This is a genomic window from Ruegeria sp. AB9 (assembly GCF_056542585.1).
The window spans coordinates 21,062-35,329 of sequence record NZ_JBQGAA010000001.1 but is presented as its reverse complement, the minus strand read 5'-3'; the positions used below and the strand labels follow the sequence as shown (position 1 = coordinate 35,329).

Below are 14,268 nucleotides of genomic sequence, written 5' to 3'. Positions count from 1 at the left end.
TTTTTTTTGGGCCAAATGGGTCACGATAGTCTCTAAAAACGCGCTGTGGCAAGCCTGCCGGTCTTCAGTAAAATTTCATGCAGGGAATGGTGGGTGATAAGAGATTTGAACTCCTGACATCTTCGATGTGAAAAAAGATGCCTCTCGCCAAGATATTGATATCTCGTCAAAGGCGCACTTCTTATCAGGGGTGTTCGCCAATGATTCCGGGTTTGTCCAGCGTGTTCCAGTTCAGTGAACTGGAGAACGCTTCGTAAACCGAATATAAAAAGAAGATGACCGTTTCTGTTGATTACCTACACGAGTGCCTGTTTTGCGATGCCGATCTAGGGCTTCTGATCTGGAGAGACCGCCCACCGAGCCACTTTAATGCAACGAAAGTATCGCGAGATATAGCAGCGCACAGATGGAACTCTGCGCATGCCGGCACAAGAGCATTCGCGACCACAGACAATAAGGGTTATCTCATTGGTCAGATTGATGGCGTAAAGTACCGCTCTCATCGAGTAATTTGGGCCATGCACTTCGGGGAGTGGCCTGACAATGAGATCGATCACATCAACCATGTTCGGACGGACAACCGAATTCAGAACCTGCGGGTTGTCACCAGCGTGGAAAACTCGATGAACCGAAGCGGGGGCATCGGTGGCAAGTTCTCGAGGGTCGGTGTCAGTTTTTGCCCGGCAAGGTGGGAGGCCTACCTTAAAATCAACGGGAAGAAGAAGTTCCTTGGTAGATTTAGAACCTATGCTGAAGCGGTAAGGGCACGTGAAAATGCAGAACGCGAACATGGGTTCCATGAAAACCATGGAAAGATTAACTGACACCTCGAACGGCGGTGAAGTCCACGACATCTGCCGCTCTGCGTAGGTGATCGGGGCTATAGCGGGCGTAAACACGCTCCGTGACCTGAACGTTCGAATGCCCAAGGTACTGACTAATCTCGCTCATTGGCACGCCTGCCTCGGCCATGTGAACTGCTGCTGTGTGTCGGAAAACATGGGGGCTGACTTCGGGGACCTCTGCACGTTGTGCCGCGTTCACGATGCCCTTCCGGACACTCTTCACAGGGCCACCAGCCCATTCAATGACGTAATCGCTCAGGGCTGCCTTCCTGGCTTCCTGCAGGGCGGCGCGAAGGCCGGAGTTGATTGGTACGACTGCGCGGCCTTTTCGAGTTTGCGTATCGCCTGCGCGCAGATTGATTTGACCTCTGTCCATATCGACACGATCCCATGTCAATTCCAGGATTGCGCCAACGCGCGCCGCGGTGGAAAGCATCAAGATCATAGCGAGGCGAATATGCGGTTCGCACTTGACCGATAGGAGCCGGTCGATTTCGGATCTGGTGAGGTATCTTTCTTTCGGTGCGGGCTTTGAGGGGCGTTCGATGACCGGCGCTCGATCAATCATCCCGTGCTTGTAAGCCCAATTCATGACAGAGCGCAGGTGCCCAAGTTCGGTCCAGATGGAGCCATCCTTGATCCCCGCCTTGCGCCTGCTGTCCGCGTAGCTACGGCTGTGGTCGGCGGATATCTGGTCGGGTCGGAGTGATCCGAAATGGGGAAGAACGGCCTTGCCTGTGTACTTCATGGTCTCAGCGATAGATCTGCCGCTGCGGTCTTTGAGATAGTTATCCCATAGCTCTTTGACCGTCTGCCCTTTGGCCGTGTGGGCTTTCCGGCGGTAAAGGTCTATTGCTTCCGCTTCTGCTTCCTTCGCGGTGCGTGCGTTAAGCTTATGACGGGCTCGCTTGCCGTCATCGTTTGTCCAGTAGACGCAGAATCCGCCGCGCAGGTGTCCAAGCTTGATGTCCGGCATGATTCGTACTCCTCCACAGCGTCGATAGGTATGCGGATCATGCGCCCGACGCGAAAAAATCTCAATTCGCCACGTTTGGCCATTTGACGGACGGTCTCACCGGAGCATCCCCAGCGGTTGGCAAGGTCGTCTGGTGTGTAGGGTTTTGCTGGCGTCATCTTACCCTCCTTTTCCTGTGTTCTTTGACGTAGAGCGGGGACATGGTGGGGGCCTAGGCCTGAGTGGCTACTGAGCTTGTAGCGCGCCACTGTTCCTCGCTATCCCCGAGGCGATAATCGAGCTCTTCCTCTGTCTCCGGCGACAGATGCATATCCTTGACAAGTTCGCGATAGAGCCAGTTCCACCAATCCCGAACTTTCAAATCTGGGTGCTTGTACCCAATGATCTCAGCCGCGTGCATGAAATGCAGTTGGAAGTGGTGTGGCAACTCGTCCAGGCTTTGCAGGTATCTTTCAACAACCGAGTTCATCTTCTCGGTCCAGTCGTGATCTAGGCCCGGAGGCCATTCGTAGCTGGGGCCAGTGAAAGAACCACCTCTGGGATCATAAGGGTTTTCAAAGACATTGTGATCCAGCGCGCCAAGTAAAACGCAGCGACGAAACCAGCGGATCAGAAACTTGCACGGGTGGTACTTTGCTACGCCATCGGGACCACGAACCGCAGTCAGCAACACGGTTTGCTGCATACAAGTCAGGTTGTGTGTCCACTTCTGTGTGACAATTGGCATCCGTCCGTTCCTCTCTATCCGACACTTTCTGATTGCGGGCAGGACGCCCATTCCTTTTGGGAAATCACGAAGGGCATCGCACCCTTCTTTCGAGCCATCACATAGCCGTCACAGAACGTCATGACCTTGGCCCAATCTCCGCGCCAAAAGAACTTTTCGCCGCGCTGTGGTTTCATGTCCGTTCCTCTCTATCCGTTCTCTCTCAACTCGTGGGGGTGGGGGCATCTTAAGCAGTTGATAGGCGTGAACGGCGCGGTCTATTGCGGCGCGCACCTCCGGCCATTTATCCAAGTCAAAGCTGCAAAACTCTGTGTCCGGGTTCAGTTCCAAACGGACGCTTGAAAAGTGGGTGTTGGGACCTTCGACGACAATTTCCACCTCAAAGCCCGACCCATCCTCATAAGGCAGTGCGCCTGTTTTCAGTATCAGGTTAGTCATCACTTGCCCTCCAGTGCTGCGCGGACGTGCTTGCAACCCGCTATGTCGCACTCAGGGCAAACATAGGTGACGCCGGATTTCGCGGCCTGAATGATGGCGTTCTCGCGCTCCAACTCCGCAATACGTGCCTGTGCTGCTTCGAGGGCGTCGGCGGCTTCCGATATTGTCCGACCTTTTACGTCAATCGGGTTTTCCCCCAAGCAGCGAACGCAGATTGCTTGCCCCCTGCTGTTCACTTCCAAAACAGGGCTTTCACAGTGGATACACGGGTAATCGTGAGAGTATGCCCGCAACCGATCAATCAGGTCTGGCGATGTACTGTCATTGGTCATGGGGTGGGGTCCTCCGAAACGGGGATTTGGTGACTGCAAGTCTGCCCATCCTTGGGAACTGGAAAATCTGCGAAAAGCTGACCGTTGAAGTTGCCGGGTGAAAGCCACCGCAGGCACTGATTGCTCAGGTGGCAATTTTCGTTGGGGCAGCGGGCGACATCATAGGGGAGAGCCATCACTCATCTCCCTGTGCTAGGGAACGCAGGGTGGCGAAATGATGCGCGGTGTGATCCGACCTTGAACCAAATGACAGGTGAATTCTGTAGCCACCTCCGTAGTCCGCCCAAACATCGTCCGCGTTTAAAACAGCTTGAGCAATTCCGTCCTTTGCTGCGGTAATCGCCGCGTCCTTCACGCTCGGCTGTTCCGTGGCGGGAGCTTCGTAAACCGGGTTCGGAATTTCACCTACCGGATGGTTTCCACAGCTCTTTGCCCCACAGCCCTGACACTGCTCATCGTCTTCGCAGTAGCAGACTATGCAACCGCATGGCTGATTTCTGGCCAAATGACCTTCCGTGGCAGGCTCTGCACCGGGTGCCGGGTCCGCGTAAATCGGGTCCATTAAATCCGGCTTAGGTTCGCCCAACAGGACATGCCGTAACGTGTCGCGCTCGTATTCTGCCCGGTTCAGATACTCTCCGCCATACTTGCGAACATCGAACGTGCGGCCATCGTGTGTGATCCGAACCCAATGTTCCTCTCGGTTTCCTGACAGCTTCATTGTCAGAATGGAAACGTCGGCCTCTGGTGCAGGGGTGAGGGCGGGTAGGATACGCTTTTGATGTTGGTGCCATGCTTCGTCGCAGGCGTCATCAACGTACTCATGATAGCTATCGGGCGACTTATCCCCCGGACGTATTAGCCCATACCCGTATTCACCCCGATGAACGACCTTGTATCTTCCATAGGTGGTGTCGGCACACGTGGTGTTGTCTGGATCGTCTGGTCGATGGGACCAAACCAAAGGTTTCACCGCTATCGCTTCCCGGCGTGTGTCAGTCATTGCTTTGCCTTTCCTTCCGTTAGGGTCCATCCACCTTTTCCCTTGCAGGTCGAACAACGCTTTGGTGTCGGCGTGGCGCAGCAGCAAATGTCTTCGAAGTCTTCGCACTGGCACATGTCGCTGTATTCACCTTCGCCGCCGCAGTCCCAGCAATCGACCCATTCTCCGAAGTCGTCATACGGCTGCTCAGTCATGCTGTTGGTGGGTTCAGAAGGCATCAAACAAGCTCCCCTGTGTTGGTTCGGGTTGCGAAAACGGATCGAGCCATTGAGATAAGAAGGTCCCGAAACTCGACGGGTGTGGCGATCCGGGCTGTGCTGTCCCTGCCACCACCCTTGAAGGCCATGAGGCCAGCCTTGCGGCAGTATTCGATACCGTGCCTGGCTACGACCTCGGCCGGAAAATCCTCATCCCGAACCTTCGTCACGCCCCACCGAAGCTCGGGCAGGGGATCAACGCCAACGGCGTATAGGAGCGTTGGTTTCGGGTGGTAGTGACCATACTGTCCTTGCTCTACGCAGCAGGTCCAACCGTGTTCATCGGCCCTGATCCAGCCGCCTGTTCTTGGCGGCTTGTTTAATCCGAACATCGGCCATGCGTGGCTGCCCCAAGGGTGTTCCATGACACCGCCCCAGCGTCTCACGTCAAACAGCGCAGACTTGAAACAGCCTTTGTCATCTCCCTTGCGTTCGACAATGCCTTTGTTGATGTTTCCCGGCTGGCCCTTCCAAAACCGCCCATACCGCTGACACGGCGAATGTGTGATTACTGGCCACGGCCCCAGATACATACGCGCGTCCCGTTCTTCGTCCCAAGGATCGACCCCCGGAAGGTCGAAGTAGCATCCGCCTTTCTGCACGTAGAGCGCGGCAATGGTTCTGCTGTCTGTCATACCGTCCCCCGTTCCAGGTTATTGCGCCAGCGGAACAGGCCGAGAGCGCCTTTAACGGGGATGCTCATGCTGCCTCCATCTGGTCGATGTTCTCTTGATGGACGGTGAAGGTGTAGGCGGCGACCCAAGGGTTAGTGTCCCAGCCAAAGCCGCGCTTTTCGTTCAGGCTGTCCCAGAGGTTGCGAAAACTTGATCGTGCCGACCAACCCTCTTCAATCCCAGAAATCTGATCTTGCACGGACCCATCGGTGCAACCCTCGGCCAGCGCGTCAGGTTCGCTGATCTTCTGCAAACGCTGCACCCGCACGTCGGTCACGGTCAGGGTCAGGCGGGACGCCCAGCGGAACATATGGATACCCGGCCGCCAATGGTTTGGACCTTTGCAAGCAACAAACTTGAAAGCGTTCTTGTCGCCTTTGGGGTAGGGGATTTGCTCGATCTGGGCAGTGAAGCCCTTTGTTTTTTCTTCCGCTCTGTAACGGATCGTCACGCAATCTGTTGCCCAACCGTGCGCTTGCCATGTCTCGCGCACCCAGAGGCGATGGCCCACATTAACAGGGACTTTGAACAGCCAATCTCCGATACAAGTATCACTGTCGGAGATGTTCCAGCCCATCTGATCCAATGTCTCTAGTTCCTCGGGCGAAACATCACAGACACGTTTGCATTGTTTGTCGCCCAAAATGCGCCGTGTCTGGGTTTTGCGCCCGTCGAGCAGGGCGCGGACCATCGGGCCAGAGAAAAGAATAGGGTGGTCGTTCATGATTGATGCTCCGGTTCAAATGGCTGGCGGATCGACAAGGCGCGCTCGGGGAGGGTGGGGAAGTCGGTCATTGCGGGCACTCCCATTCGTTGACCCGGATCGCAGCTATCTGTTCGAAGAACTCCAGGCGGCAGACTACGTGTGGGAAGTGACCGCGTAGCAACCACATGTCTGCTTTGAATTCCCCCGCATCTCTGATCATGTCCGCCAGAGGGGGGATGCCTTCCATGTCAAAGCTCCAGACATCCAATTCGTGAAAGTTTCGGTAGAAATCAGAAGCGCTGTAGCAGTCCGAGTGGTGAGCCAGTGTATAAACTGACCCGTCATTTAGGCAGGTAGAGAACCTGTACTCTTCGCCCGGTCGAATTGACGCGTAGCAATCAAAGCACTGGTGTCGCTTTCTGGCCTTGCGAGTGCCTTCGTCTAGCAGGGTGACGTTCATCCTTCTCCCCCCATCAGCGCTGCGGGGGCGGTCCACTCTATCTTGGTCTGCTGGGTCATGCGGAACCTCGCGCCTTGAGTCCGGCTTCCTTGGCGGTATTCAGTTCAACGGATGCTCCACCGGCTTCGCGTGCTCGTTTCTTGTACGCGGCTCGGATCGCATCTGTGTTCGCTCCGGAATCCAGACCGAGAACCAGCCACCACGCCTTGTCCGGAGCATCAGACATGCTGTCAGGGGCGGGCAGGGCGGTGAATCCTTCGAAGGCTTGGTCAAGGATCTGCTGCGCGCCGTGACGTTCCATCGCCCGCAACGCCTCGACGGCTTTGCCAATTGCGCGGCAGTTTTCCCACGGACGGCGGTAGGTGTCGCAAGGCAGACAGATCAGGCGCTTGCCTTTAGTGAAGAACACCGCCACGCCGGGATCTTCCAGCAACTCGGTCAGGCCGTCGCGGTAGGGTGTTCCGTCGCGCCGCGTCGGGATGTTGGAGGATACGACCACGCCTTTTGCGCTGAACCGGCCCAGCTCCTGCATCATCTCTTCGAATGCCTGGGTGGGCTTCACGCGAAAACCGCTATCCCTGCGGGATTTGGTTCGTGCGCGACCGTGCGGCCATTGGAGGGGAAATGCTTGGGTCATGCGACAACTTCGATCTTGTCATTAAATTGGAAGACGTCACGGAAGTAGTAGTCCGGCCCATCCATCGGATTGCTGCCGTCACAAATGAAATAGCCGCCTGAAAACGTCGCCATTACCGGCTTGCTGTGAATGGGGTTAAGCGAATTCGGGGTCAGCTTAATGCGTGCTCCATCATCGACATTGTTCAGGTCTTCGATTGTCTCGATTTGCATCCGTCTCTCCTGCTTTCCGTCGCTGGACCCCATTGCTGAGGCCCAGAAAGAGAAGTCAGTAGCCGTTGCCGTCGCCGTCGCCGTCGCCGTTGCCGTTGCCGTCGCCGTAGCCGTTGCCGTTGCCGTCGCCGTCGCCGTTGCCGTTGCCGTCGCCGTAGCCGTCGCCGTAGCCGTCGCCGTAGCCGTAGCCGTAGCCGTAGCCGTTGCCGTCGCCGTAGCCGTTGCCGTTGCCGTCGCCGTTGCCGTTGCCGTAGCCGTAGCCGTAGCCGTTGCCGTAGCCGTAGCCGTCCAGTTTCAGCGCGCGCATCACAAGTGATTTTTCTCCACGCTTAGAGGCTTCTTTAAGGGCTTCGGATTCGGTAAACGCAGCCGGCCAATCTGGTGAAGCTGACTCCATGACGCCATCGCGACAGCAGCCCCCGGAAACGAGGTCATCCGCTGTGATTAGGCGCTTTTCCATTTTTCCCACGCCTCTTCGGTGATTGAAAAAACTGCGGTGATATCGTTGAGCATCGGGACATCTGCAGTGGCGCTAATCCTGCTCTTAGCTGTTGGCCCGGTCTCAGCTAATTGCATTACGCCCTTGGATGTTCCCCAATAGATCGCCATGCGAGCCTGATAGAGAGGCATGGATCGCGCCGACATGTCCTGACCTTCGGATACAAGCCCCGCAAATACGCCGCGATGCTTTGTCGTAATTAAAACTGGTTTCATGGTTTTCTCCTTTGTTTTGGTTTTTTGCTCCCCCTTCCCGCTGTCACTCACAACGGGAAGGGATTGGTGGGATTGCTGGGTGTTCAATCCTCGTCTCGCAGAACGACACCGCCGCCGATCTTGCGCTTGAATTTGTCGTCTTTGCCGCCGGGCAGGGGGCTTCCTGTTCGGAATGTCCCGTTGTGCTTCGCCTCGACGCGCTTGCACTTGGCAATTACTGCCGCGTCTTCTTTGGTCTTCGATTTGTGGCAGCGCACATGTGCCGGGCGCAGGTTGTCGTCTGAGTCATCCCGGCTTACCTCAAGCGGAATGATATGCTCGGCCTCCCATCTCTCGCGCGTTCCATCGATCGGTTGTTTGCAGATGTGGCAGATGCCGTTTGCCGCTTGGAAAATGCGGGCGCGGCGGGTTGTGGACATGCGACGACGGGTCATTCGATCACCTCGCCGTTCAGCTCGGACTCTATGGCGAGGACGATGCGATAGACTTCACGACCTTCTTCAACGCTGCGGATGTTTGCGGTGTGGTAGGTTTTGCGACCCAACCTTTTAGCAATCATCCCGTAGAGATCGGTGCGCTTGATATCGCCGCGCTTCCAGATCGGGTCCAAGAGTTTGTGTATGTGCTGACGCGCATTCTTGATGGCTGGGGTAGGGATGCAGCCTAGAGGGCGTGTCCGATCTTTAGTTTTGTGGTGGCAGCCTACGAAATTGCCACAGATGTCACACTTCCAGAACGGCAACCCTGAAAGGTCTTTTCGGTGCGGGTAAATCTCAGCGCCATTAGTCAGCCGGGCGTTGATCTTTTTGTTGCAACCGCAGCAATGGATTTCACGGGGCTTGCTCATTCCGTCACCCCCACGATTCCGCGGCAAAAATCGAGAACGGCATTTTTTGATGCCTTGAACTCGTCTTTACCCATGTCTTTGAGACTTTGGCTGTGTGGAGTGATGCACTCAACAATATCGCCCTTGGCACGCGTAATGGCGAAGCCGTGAGCCATGCGCGCCATGTACCCGACCAGTGACGCTGCGCGAACTGCATCCTCGGGGGTGGCAAAGCAGTCTATAGAAACGTCGCAATATCCGGTTTTGATAAGTCCAAATTTGCGGAAGGTATCAGATGACTGTGCCCAGGAGGCGCTTTCGAATTTCTCGGGGATGTTCTGCCACAGCTTGTTGATTTCAGCCATGTAGCCCCGCAGCGCTGATTTCTCGCGCATGTCTTCCCGCAGTGCGTTCTCGACCTGCTCGGTGTATTCCATCGGCATCCACCAACGCCCATCAATCTCCGTGGGCAAGGGGCGTTCGTTGAGCAGGTCGACGGACATCAGGCAGCAACCTTTCCCAACAGACCGCCGCGTTCGTGCCAGGCACGCACCTTTTCAGATGATCCCCAGCAATCGTCCGGTGCTTCTAATTCCAGAAAATCCCGATAACGATCCAGCAGACCTTTGTTCGTTGAATCCGCGCGGACACGTGCAATTTCTGGTTCGTCCGAAAGAACGGCGCGCAGAAAGGAACCGGGTACGATCCCTAGCAGGACAAATCGAACCAACCCGGGGCGCATGTAGTCAGGCAAACGAGAAAGGACTGCTGTGGGGCGTCCGGTGTGGCGGGCAAACGCCACAACCGGATCCGCGTCGATTTGCTCAAAGAGTTCGGCCGAGTTCATGCCAGTTTCTCCCGGCGCTCGTCTGCGGCCTCTTGGATCTGGTCAAAGAAGGGCGTGCCCTTCATCTGTTCGACCTGCTCGCCGTAAAGCTCCATGACGCCCTCGACGTCGCCCAGGTCTGTGGCGTTCTCGAGCTCGTCTTTGATCAATCCGACCAGCTTGGCGGACATTTCCTCGTCACTGGGTCCGGTCTGCTCTTCTTGAGGCTGCTCGGCCTCTTTCTCTGCCGGTTTGTCCTTCTTGGCGGCTTTCTTCTTAGTCTCCGCCTTCGGGGCCTCGTCCTGCTTGGCTTCCGGCTTCTGCTCGGGCTCACTGCCCTCGTTCGTTTCGGGTTGATCTGCCTCGGTGGCTTCGCCTTCGATGGTCACGCCGTCGTCTGAGCCCATTAGGCCACCGGTCGGGTCCATGGCGAAGGAGCGGAAATCAGATTTTCCATCATCCACACCGTCCATGTTGACGTAGTCGGAGGACATCGGCAGTAGGCCACTTTGCGCGGTCTTGCGGACGGCGGTCTTGATAGCCATCGCGTCCTCGTGCGTGAACCACGGGCTGTCTTTGGTCTTGTTGAAGTGAACAGCAGTTTTCCAGCCGTTCGAGGTGTCGCGAGTTTTGAGGATTTGCTTCCAGGGCAGGCAGGTCACGATCTCGCCTTCAAGACCGCCGTTGACCACTTTCACGATGCAGTAGGCGTGTAGTTTCTCGCCTTCCTGCGGGCCTTCGACGTGTTCGAGGATCGCGTCGCTTCCCTTGCGAAACAGCCAATGCTCGTCGTCGCTGTAGTGAATGCCCACCTGAATGGATTTGACGATACCAGATCGCCACGCGCGAGCCAGATAGCCTTTGTATCCGATGATCAGTTGAACCTCTGTAATACCCTTTCGCTTGTTTTCGAACGGCAAGAGGTAGGCGTGTCCATCAGGGCCGCCCGGCTCCAATCCGAGGGACGCGCAAGCCATCATCGCGCCCAGCAGGGATAGTGGTTCACACTGGCCTAGTTTGGGTGTCTTGCGAATGGATTGAGCCATGATCCGCATCATGCGTTCTGGCTTCATGTGTTCAGCGGCTACCATTGCCAACTGTTCGCGCGCCATGTCGTTCATCAGGAGTTGTTGAACGTTTTGAACTTGACGAAGAGGTAATTTAGCGACGGCCTGAGCCATTACAATTTCCTTTCACTGGTAATCTTGAAACCGGGAATAGTGATGTCTGCGCCCTTGGATGCGCGAATGTCGGCATCAGCCAGGCGCTTAAGCAGCGCCGTCATTTCCGGGTGTTCCCGGTAGTGGAGCATGGCTGAGTTGATGTTGGTGATCTCGGCTTTGCGAACTGTCCGCATGGCTGTTCGGCGGCCGCCACCGGTTGCAGAACCCACTTTGGCCGTTTCGACCTTCTGAGCGTCTTCCGCACGCTGTTGGGCTTCTTCTTCAGCGGCTTTGGCCTGTTCCATACCCATGATGTCGTTGCGGCTTTCAGCGGCGGCTTGAGCGCGTGCGGCGGCTTCAGCTTCTTCGCGGGCTTTCCGTTCCTCTTCGGCCTTCCGCTCGGCTTCAAGACGTTCCTGCTCTTGCATAAATGCTTGCAGGGGTTCTTTGACCCACTTGACCGCGGTCTCAATCACTGTGGTCAGTTTCTTGAAGTCGGCATCTATGGAACGACCGGCGTCGAGGTGCGGTTTCTTTTCAACTACGCGCTGGTCCTCGATCTCTTTGAACAGTTTTCGTGCGCCGTTTATGAAATCGTTGGCTTTTTCGGCGGTTTCCTCATTCTCGATAGCACCGCGTTCTTTCCATTCGGCGGCGGCGTCTGAGAAATCACGGACACGGTTTTCAAAGCCGCCGTAAATCTCAGGGTCATAAACGGGAGGCTTGTTATCTCCGATACCTGCGGGGGTGTTGGACAGATCATTCATTGGCCGTGGCCTCCGGAATGAACTTTCCGAGGATTTCCTTACACGCGAAGGGTGGCACCTCGTCCGTCACGGAATCCACCACGACGGTCTTTTCACCTTGCGGTGTCAGGACATTCACGCGGTCACCTGGTCCCACCAGTTCGCCATTGTTGGCGTAGGTGTAGGTGCGGCTGTGTTCGGGGTTGAACTTAACGGCTACGAACTGTGTCATGGTCTCATTGCTCTTTCTGAAAGGTTGAAATGAACGTGGGTCGCGGCCATCGACGGCATGCGCTCACGCAAGGTGCAAAGTTCCTCGAATTGTTCTTTGCTGATCGGGTTGCCGTTGCAGCGATTCCAAACAGTGATCGGATCACGCAATTCACCGTCCATCGCTGCATGGTAGGTCTCATCCTCGGCCAGCTCGCCGGTTTCGATGTCGATAACCCGCGTTAGCCAGATGCGGGCGGGAACCCATGGCCCACCGCGAACCATGCGTGTCCTGAACCAGCCACATTGGACTTCATCTTCGTAGGTGGCAGGACGCTCACCCGCGAGACACGCCCGATGCCACGCGTAGATCTCGGCGTATGTGGACGGGCGTCTCATTTAGGTGCCTCGGCGGCTATCTGGGTGGATAGGTGACGTCCGCCGAGGCTTTCCTCGCCCGGTACGGACACAGGCAAGAAAACGTGTAGGAGAGTGAGTAGGGCAGCGATCAGCGCAGCCTCGCGCAGACCCGACCGCAAACCGCCTGCCAAATAGGCGCCGAGTGGAACGGGAGTATCGTCTACAAAGCTGTGGGTCATGTCGGGAATAATGCGGATGTCAGTCATTGATCCGCTCCCAATTCACATCAAGGTCGCGCTCTAGTTTCACGTGGGCCAGCGCCATCGCTGCAAAACCGAGAGCCACGCAGATCGCGTAAACCCCAAGGATTTCCCCCGTTGAATAGCGTGGGATTTCCGGGCTTTCTGAGTTGGATTCTTGAGAGTGATCCCCTGGGGAAGAGGTCAGGGGATCACTCTCGGACGCGCAGCCGTACTCGTTACCCTTCACACTGGTGATGGGCTGCGCGCATTCCGACCGGAAGGTGGTTCCGTGGGTTTGAGTGGCCAGGGGCCGGTCGGCGTTAAGGGATGAGGAGGTGCGGGTCATGACGTGACCTCCGTCTCGAAGGTCTTGCGCTTGCCCATTTTCACGCGTCGTTCTTCATGAATCTCCGCATGAACTTTCTGAACATGCTGGCCGCGATTGAACGGGTTCTTGAACTTCCGGTCGCAGTACGGGCACTCGAATTCGAAATCGCGTTCCTTTTTCTTTTGAATCGCAGTTCTCAGTTCTTCCTGCTTCCGCTTCATGGCTTCGACTGAGCGCCGATCATCGCCACGTGTGCCCGGTGCAATCCAGTCGCAATTCCGACACTTCGATCCGGGCGCTACGCTGGTGCCAGTTCCAAAACGAACAGCGCAGTGAGGGCACTCATGCCAGAACCTGCGAAGCTCTTGACGCTCAATGCGTTGAGCGCGGCAGAAATCTCCATAATCACTCACTGAACAGTCTCCCCATGGCGAGCACTCGGGATCAGATCGCCGGTGCGCTCTTGGTCATCGACTTCCACCGTCGCGCGGCGCTGTTGCTTCAATTCAAACAAAGGCGGGCGGCGGACAGGCTCTTCCCAAGCGCGGCAAAGCTCGCCCTGCGTGATGGGACCGTTCGTCCCGCCAATCTGGATGCAGCGTTTCATGACGTGACTTCGCGGTTGTAGATTGCGCACGCTTTGACCATCGCGTTCCATACCGTCGAAGTGACCTCGACAGGTGGGAAGCGGTTGTGGCGATCATAGATTTTGTTGGTTGACGCGGAGTAGTGAAGGTCATTTGCATCATCGCAAATTCGGCCATCCCAAGTTTTGTAAACGGAGTTTTTGAAACGAAAAGCCATGACGATCACTCCGCTGCCAACGCCGTAACTGCGGCGCGTTTTGTTTCACGGAGGGCCATCAACCGATCTGCCTCGTCGTTCGCTTCAAGAGCGCGTCGAGCAAAGTAGTCCTGATCGGTTTCGGATTGGATCGGCTGGCAGTCACAGCGCTCGTGAACACTCGCTCCGCTGCGCAGGGTGGGGCCCATATTGACTAGGCCGTGCCCTCCGCATTCCGGGCAAACTCTGTCGCTGTTTACGGCTGTAAGCATGTCCGTCCTCCTTCGTGTCACAAGAGAGACAATAATTAGACACAAGTCTAAATACAAGACAAAAGTCTAAAAAAAGTTAGACAGAAGGCGAGGTGTTGGTAAATAAAAACAGAATCAGTGCCTGCCTATCCTTGGAAATGTCAGGGAAACTCGCGCAGATTCTACTCGTGGCACCGGCTTGGAGACTCACCAAAGAAAAAGCCCCCGGAAATCGGGGGCTAAATCAATGACCGGCGTGAGGTTGGGTTGTTAATCCTTCAGAAAGAAGGTGATGAGAACCCCTATCGGCCCCAGAAAGAAACCGAGTAGCGCGGCCAATCCTGCCTTTGACGGTGCTCGATCCCGGGCAACCATATAACTAATACCTGCACACAGCAGCCAAACTACGAGTAAAATTTCCATTCAAAATACCTCTTGATTTTAGCGTTTTAAGATTAACGGCTTACACAAGAAAGAAAAGCAAATAGGACAGCACACCTTCTTCATTATCATAGGGCATCGATACACATTTTATGAAAATTCCGCGCAACC

Annotated in this window: 29 protein-coding genes; 1 reads left to right on the top strand and 28 read right to left on the bottom strand. The window is 55.9% G+C overall.

The window, feature by feature from the left end; genetic code table 11:
• Positions 1–275: 275 nt before the first annotated feature.
• Positions 276–824 carry an HNH endonuclease signature motif containing protein gene (locus tag ACR0K5_RS00315; protein ID WP_480627749.1) on the top strand — a complete coding sequence of 183 codons (549 nt, stop codon included), beginning with the start codon at positions 276–278 and terminating at the stop codon, positions 822–824.
• On the opposite strand, the gene ACR0K5_RS00310 is transcribed toward ACR0K5_RS00315, so the two are convergent.
• The 28 genes from ACR0K5_RS00310 to ACR0K5_RS00175 form a co-directional block, all read right to left on the bottom strand.
• Positions 817–1,593 carry a tyrosine-type recombinase/integrase gene (locus ACR0K5_RS00310; protein ID WP_480627748.1) on the bottom strand — a complete coding sequence of 259 codons (777 nt, stop codon included), beginning with the start codon at positions 1,591–1,593 and terminating at the stop codon, positions 817–819. The genes ACR0K5_RS00315 and ACR0K5_RS00310 overlap by 8 nt on opposite strands.
• A gap of 101 nt (positions 1,594–1,694) precedes the next feature.
• Positions 1,695–1,979 carry an excisionase family DNA-binding protein gene (locus ACR0K5_RS00305; protein ID WP_480627747.1) on the bottom strand — a complete coding sequence of 95 codons (285 nt, stop codon included), beginning with the start codon at positions 1,977–1,979 and terminating at the stop codon, positions 1,695–1,697.
• A gap of 53 nt (positions 1,980–2,032) precedes the next feature.
• Positions 2,033–2,548, bottom strand: a complete 516-nt coding sequence (locus ACR0K5_RS00300; protein WP_480627746.1) for a hypothetical protein — start codon at positions 2,546–2,548, stop codon at positions 2,033–2,035.
• Between the two features lie 14 nt (positions 2,549–2,562).
• Complete coding sequence (locus ACR0K5_RS00295) at positions 2,563–2,724, bottom strand: hypothetical protein (protein WP_480627745.1); 162 nt, start codon at positions 2,722–2,724, stop codon at positions 2,563–2,565.
• 261 nt (positions 2,725–2,985) lie between these two features.
• Complete coding sequence (locus ACR0K5_RS00290) at positions 2,986–3,318, bottom strand: hypothetical protein (protein ID WP_480627744.1); 333 nt, start codon at positions 3,316–3,318, stop codon at positions 2,986–2,988.
• A gap of 175 nt (positions 3,319–3,493) precedes the next feature.
• Positions 3,494–4,321, bottom strand: coding sequence for a hypothetical protein (locus tag ACR0K5_RS00285; protein WP_480627743.1), 828 nt, complete (start codon positions 4,319–4,321; stop codon positions 3,494–3,496).
• Positions 4,318–4,539 carry a hypothetical protein gene (locus ACR0K5_RS00280; RefSeq protein WP_480627742.1) on the bottom strand — a complete coding sequence of 74 codons (222 nt, stop codon included), beginning with the start codon at positions 4,537–4,539 and terminating at the stop codon, positions 4,318–4,320. The genes ACR0K5_RS00285 and ACR0K5_RS00280 overlap by 4 nt, the downstream gene beginning before the upstream one ends.
• Positions 4,539–5,213, bottom strand: a complete 675-nt coding sequence (locus ACR0K5_RS00275) for a hypothetical protein (protein ID WP_480627741.1) — start codon at positions 5,211–5,213, stop codon at positions 4,539–4,541. The genes ACR0K5_RS00280 and ACR0K5_RS00275 overlap by 1 nt, the downstream gene beginning before the upstream one ends.
• A gap of 64 nt (positions 5,214–5,277) precedes the next feature.
• Entirely contained in the window at positions 5,278–5,976 is a 699-nt protein-coding gene (locus tag ACR0K5_RS00270) for a hypothetical protein (protein ID WP_480627740.1), read from the bottom strand.
• A gap of 67 nt (positions 5,977–6,043) precedes the next feature.
• The gene (locus tag ACR0K5_RS00265; protein ID WP_480627739.1) at positions 6,044–6,418 is read right to left on the bottom strand and encodes a hypothetical protein; all 375 of its coding nucleotides are present in this window, start codon (positions 6,416–6,418) and stop codon (positions 6,044–6,046) included.
• A gap of 55 nt (positions 6,419–6,473) precedes the next feature.
• The gene (locus tag ACR0K5_RS00260; protein ID WP_480627738.1) at positions 6,474–7,055 is read right to left on the bottom strand and encodes a hypothetical protein; all 582 of its coding nucleotides are present in this window, start codon (positions 7,053–7,055) and stop codon (positions 6,474–6,476) included.
• On the bottom strand, positions 7,052–7,267 hold the full coding sequence (locus ACR0K5_RS00255; protein WP_480627737.1) for a hypothetical protein: 216 nt from the start codon (positions 7,265–7,267) through the stop codon (positions 7,052–7,054). Before ACR0K5_RS00255 ends, ACR0K5_RS00260 begins: the two co-directional genes overlap by 4 nt.
• A gap of 55 nt (positions 7,268–7,322) precedes the next feature.
• On the bottom strand, positions 7,323–7,574 hold the full coding sequence (locus ACR0K5_RS00250) for a hypothetical protein (RefSeq protein WP_480627736.1): 252 nt from the start codon (positions 7,572–7,574) through the stop codon (positions 7,323–7,325).
• Positions 7,575–7,711: 137 nt separating this feature from the next.
• The gene (locus ACR0K5_RS00245; RefSeq protein WP_480627735.1) at positions 7,712–7,981 is read right to left on the bottom strand and encodes a DUF6948 domain-containing protein; all 270 of its coding nucleotides are present in this window, start codon (positions 7,979–7,981) and stop codon (positions 7,712–7,714) included.
• Between the two features lie 83 nt (positions 7,982–8,064).
• Positions 8,065–8,415 carry an HNH endonuclease gene (locus tag ACR0K5_RS00240; RefSeq protein WP_480627734.1) on the bottom strand — a complete coding sequence of 117 codons (351 nt, stop codon included), beginning with the start codon at positions 8,413–8,415 and terminating at the stop codon, positions 8,065–8,067.
• Complete coding sequence (locus tag ACR0K5_RS00235; RefSeq protein WP_480627733.1) at positions 8,412–8,828, bottom strand: zinc-finger-containing protein; 417 nt, start codon at positions 8,826–8,828, stop codon at positions 8,412–8,414. Before ACR0K5_RS00235 ends, ACR0K5_RS00240 begins: the two co-directional genes overlap by 4 nt.
• Positions 8,825–9,310, bottom strand: a complete 486-nt coding sequence (locus tag ACR0K5_RS00230) for a hypothetical protein (RefSeq protein ID WP_480627732.1) — start codon at positions 9,308–9,310, stop codon at positions 8,825–8,827. The genes ACR0K5_RS00235 and ACR0K5_RS00230 overlap by 4 nt, the downstream gene beginning before the upstream one ends.
• Positions 9,310–9,654, bottom strand: coding sequence for a hypothetical protein (locus ACR0K5_RS00225; RefSeq protein ID WP_480627731.1), 345 nt, complete (start codon positions 9,652–9,654; stop codon positions 9,310–9,312). The genes ACR0K5_RS00230 and ACR0K5_RS00225 overlap by 1 nt, the downstream gene beginning before the upstream one ends.
• Positions 9,651–10,814: a recombinase RecT gene (locus tag ACR0K5_RS00220; RefSeq protein ID WP_480627730.1), complete on the bottom strand. Its 1,164-nt coding sequence runs from the start codon at positions 10,812–10,814 to the stop codon at positions 9,651–9,653. Before ACR0K5_RS00220 ends, ACR0K5_RS00225 begins: the two co-directional genes overlap by 4 nt.
• The gene (locus ACR0K5_RS00215; protein WP_480627729.1) at positions 10,814–11,563 is read right to left on the bottom strand and encodes a hypothetical protein; all 750 of its coding nucleotides are present in this window, start codon (positions 11,561–11,563) and stop codon (positions 10,814–10,816) included. The genes ACR0K5_RS00220 and ACR0K5_RS00215 overlap by 1 nt, the downstream gene beginning before the upstream one ends.
• The gene (locus ACR0K5_RS00210; protein ID WP_480627728.1) at positions 11,556–11,774 is read right to left on the bottom strand and encodes a hypothetical protein; all 219 of its coding nucleotides are present in this window, start codon (positions 11,772–11,774) and stop codon (positions 11,556–11,558) included. Before ACR0K5_RS00210 ends, ACR0K5_RS00215 begins: the two co-directional genes overlap by 8 nt.
• Entirely contained in the window at positions 11,771–12,151 is a 381-nt protein-coding gene (locus ACR0K5_RS00205; protein WP_480627727.1) for a hypothetical protein, read from the bottom strand. Before ACR0K5_RS00205 ends, ACR0K5_RS00210 begins: the two co-directional genes overlap by 4 nt.
• On the bottom strand, positions 12,148–12,378 hold the full coding sequence (locus tag ACR0K5_RS00200; protein ID WP_480627726.1) for a hypothetical protein: 231 nt from the start codon (positions 12,376–12,378) through the stop codon (positions 12,148–12,150). Before ACR0K5_RS00200 ends, ACR0K5_RS00205 begins: the two co-directional genes overlap by 4 nt.
• On the bottom strand, positions 12,371–12,700 hold the full coding sequence (locus tag ACR0K5_RS00195) for a hypothetical protein (protein ID WP_480627725.1): 330 nt from the start codon (positions 12,698–12,700) through the stop codon (positions 12,371–12,373). Before ACR0K5_RS00195 ends, ACR0K5_RS00200 begins: the two co-directional genes overlap by 8 nt.
• Positions 12,697–13,095, bottom strand: a complete 399-nt coding sequence (locus tag ACR0K5_RS00190; RefSeq protein ID WP_480627724.1) for a hypothetical protein — start codon at positions 13,093–13,095, stop codon at positions 12,697–12,699. The genes ACR0K5_RS00195 and ACR0K5_RS00190 overlap by 4 nt, the downstream gene beginning before the upstream one ends.
• Positions 13,092–13,289 (bottom strand): hypothetical protein, encoded by a 198-nt coding sequence (locus ACR0K5_RS00185; protein WP_480627723.1) that lies wholly within the window; start codon positions 13,287–13,289, stop codon positions 13,092–13,094. Before ACR0K5_RS00185 ends, ACR0K5_RS00190 begins: the two co-directional genes overlap by 4 nt.
• The gene (locus ACR0K5_RS00180) at positions 13,286–13,486 is read right to left on the bottom strand and encodes a hypothetical protein (protein ID WP_480627722.1); all 201 of its coding nucleotides are present in this window, start codon (positions 13,484–13,486) and stop codon (positions 13,286–13,288) included. Before ACR0K5_RS00180 ends, ACR0K5_RS00185 begins: the two co-directional genes overlap by 4 nt.
• Positions 13,487–13,491: 5 nt before the next feature.
• Positions 13,492–13,737 carry a hypothetical protein gene (locus ACR0K5_RS00175; protein WP_480627721.1) on the bottom strand — a complete coding sequence of 82 codons (246 nt, stop codon included), beginning with the start codon at positions 13,735–13,737 and terminating at the stop codon, positions 13,492–13,494.
• Positions 13,738–14,268: the final 531 nt, after the last annotated feature.

What these genes read in the sequence shown, in the direction of transcription:
- ACR0K5_RS00195 (WP_480627725.1), bottom strand. Translation starts at nt 12,700, where the DNA reads ATGACCCGCACCTCCTCATCCCTTAACGCCGACCGGCCCCTGGCCACT.
- ACR0K5_RS00230 (WP_480627732.1), bottom strand. Translation starts at nt 9,310, where the DNA reads ATGTCCGTCGACCTGCTCAACGAACGCCCCTTGCCCACGGAGATTGAT.
- ACR0K5_RS00275 (WP_480627741.1), bottom strand. Translation starts at nt 5,213, where the DNA reads ATGACAGACAGCAGAACCATTGCCGCGCTCTACGTGCAGAAAGGCGGA.
- ACR0K5_RS00260 (WP_480627738.1), bottom strand. Translation starts at nt 7,055, where the DNA reads ATGACCCAAGCATTTCCCCTCCAATGGCCGCACGGTCGCGCACGAACC.
- ACR0K5_RS00290 (WP_480627744.1), bottom strand. Translation starts at nt 3,318, where the DNA reads ATGACCAATGACAGTACATCGCCAGACCTGATTGATCGGTTGCGGGCA.
- ACR0K5_RS00280 (WP_480627742.1), bottom strand. Translation starts at nt 4,539, where the DNA reads ATGCCTTCTGAACCCACCAACAGCATGACTGAGCAGCCGTATGACGAC.
- ACR0K5_RS00315 (WP_480627749.1), top strand. Translation starts at nt 276, where the DNA reads ATGACCGTTTCTGTTGATTACCTACACGAGTGCCTGTTTTGCGATGCC.
- ACR0K5_RS00225 (WP_480627731.1), bottom strand. Translation starts at nt 9,654, where the DNA reads ATGAACTCGGCCGAACTCTTTGAGCAAATCGACGCGGATCCGGTTGTG.
- ACR0K5_RS00270 (WP_480627740.1), bottom strand. Translation starts at nt 5,976, where the DNA reads ATGAACGACCACCCTATTCTTTTCTCTGGCCCGATGGTCCGCGCCCTG.
- ACR0K5_RS00255 (WP_480627737.1), bottom strand. Translation starts at nt 7,267, where the DNA reads ATGCAAATCGAGACAATCGAAGACCTGAACAATGTCGATGATGGAGCA.
- ACR0K5_RS00300 (WP_480627746.1), bottom strand. Translation starts at nt 2,548, where the DNA reads ATGCCAATTGTCACACAGAAGTGGACACACAACCTGACTTGTATGCAG.
- ACR0K5_RS00205 (WP_480627727.1), bottom strand. Translation starts at nt 12,151, where the DNA reads ATGAGACGCCCGTCCACATACGCCGAGATCTACGCGTGGCATCGGGCG.
- ACR0K5_RS00235 (WP_480627733.1), bottom strand. Translation starts at nt 8,828, where the DNA reads ATGAGCAAGCCCCGTGAAATCCATTGCTGCGGTTGCAACAAAAAGATC.
- ACR0K5_RS00295 (WP_480627745.1), bottom strand. Translation starts at nt 2,724, where the DNA reads ATGAAACCACAGCGCGGCGAAAAGTTCTTTTGGCGCGGAGATTGGGCC.
- ACR0K5_RS00210 (WP_480627728.1), bottom strand. Translation starts at nt 11,774, where the DNA reads ATGACACAGTTCGTAGCCGTTAAGTTCAACCCCGAACACAGCCGCACC.
- ACR0K5_RS00175 (WP_480627721.1), bottom strand. Translation starts at nt 13,737, where the DNA reads ATGCTTACAGCCGTAAACAGCGACAGAGTTTGCCCGGAATGCGGAGGG.
- ACR0K5_RS00245 (WP_480627735.1), bottom strand. Translation starts at nt 7,981, where the DNA reads ATGAAACCAGTTTTAATTACGACAAAGCATCGCGGCGTATTTGCGGGG.
- ACR0K5_RS00180 (WP_480627722.1), bottom strand. Translation starts at nt 13,486, where the DNA reads ATGGCTTTTCGTTTCAAAAACTCCGTTTACAAAACTTGGGATGGCCGA.
- ACR0K5_RS00240 (WP_480627734.1), bottom strand. Translation starts at nt 8,415, where the DNA reads ATGACCCGTCGTCGCATGTCCACAACCCGCCGCGCCCGCATTTTCCAA.
- ACR0K5_RS00305 (WP_480627747.1), bottom strand. Translation starts at nt 1,979, where the DNA reads ATGACGCCAGCAAAACCCTACACACCAGACGACCTTGCCAACCGCTGG.
- ACR0K5_RS00285 (WP_480627743.1), bottom strand. Translation starts at nt 4,321, where the DNA reads ATGACTGACACACGCCGGGAAGCGATAGCGGTGAAACCTTTGGTTTGG.
- ACR0K5_RS00220 (WP_480627730.1), bottom strand. Translation starts at nt 10,814, where the DNA reads ATGGCTCAGGCCGTCGCTAAATTACCTCTTCGTCAAGTTCAAAACGTT.
- ACR0K5_RS00215 (WP_480627729.1), bottom strand. Translation starts at nt 11,563, where the DNA reads ATGAATGATCTGTCCAACACCCCCGCAGGTATCGGAGATAACAAGCCT.
- ACR0K5_RS00310 (WP_480627748.1), bottom strand. Translation starts at nt 1,593, where the DNA reads ATGAAGTACACAGGCAAGGCCGTTCTTCCCCATTTCGGATCACTCCGA.
- ACR0K5_RS00185 (WP_480627723.1), bottom strand. Translation starts at nt 13,289, where the DNA reads ATGAAACGCTGCATCCAGATTGGCGGGACGAACGGTCCCATCACGCAG.
- ACR0K5_RS00200 (WP_480627726.1), bottom strand. Translation starts at nt 12,378, where the DNA reads ATGACTGACATCCGCATTATTCCCGACATGACCCACAGCTTTGTAGAC.
- ACR0K5_RS00250 (WP_480627736.1), bottom strand. Translation starts at nt 7,574, where the DNA reads ATGCGCGCGCTGAAACTGGACGGCTACGGCTACGGCAACGGCTACGGC.
- ACR0K5_RS00265 (WP_480627739.1), bottom strand. Translation starts at nt 6,418, where the DNA reads ATGAACGTCACCCTGCTAGACGAAGGCACTCGCAAGGCCAGAAAGCGA.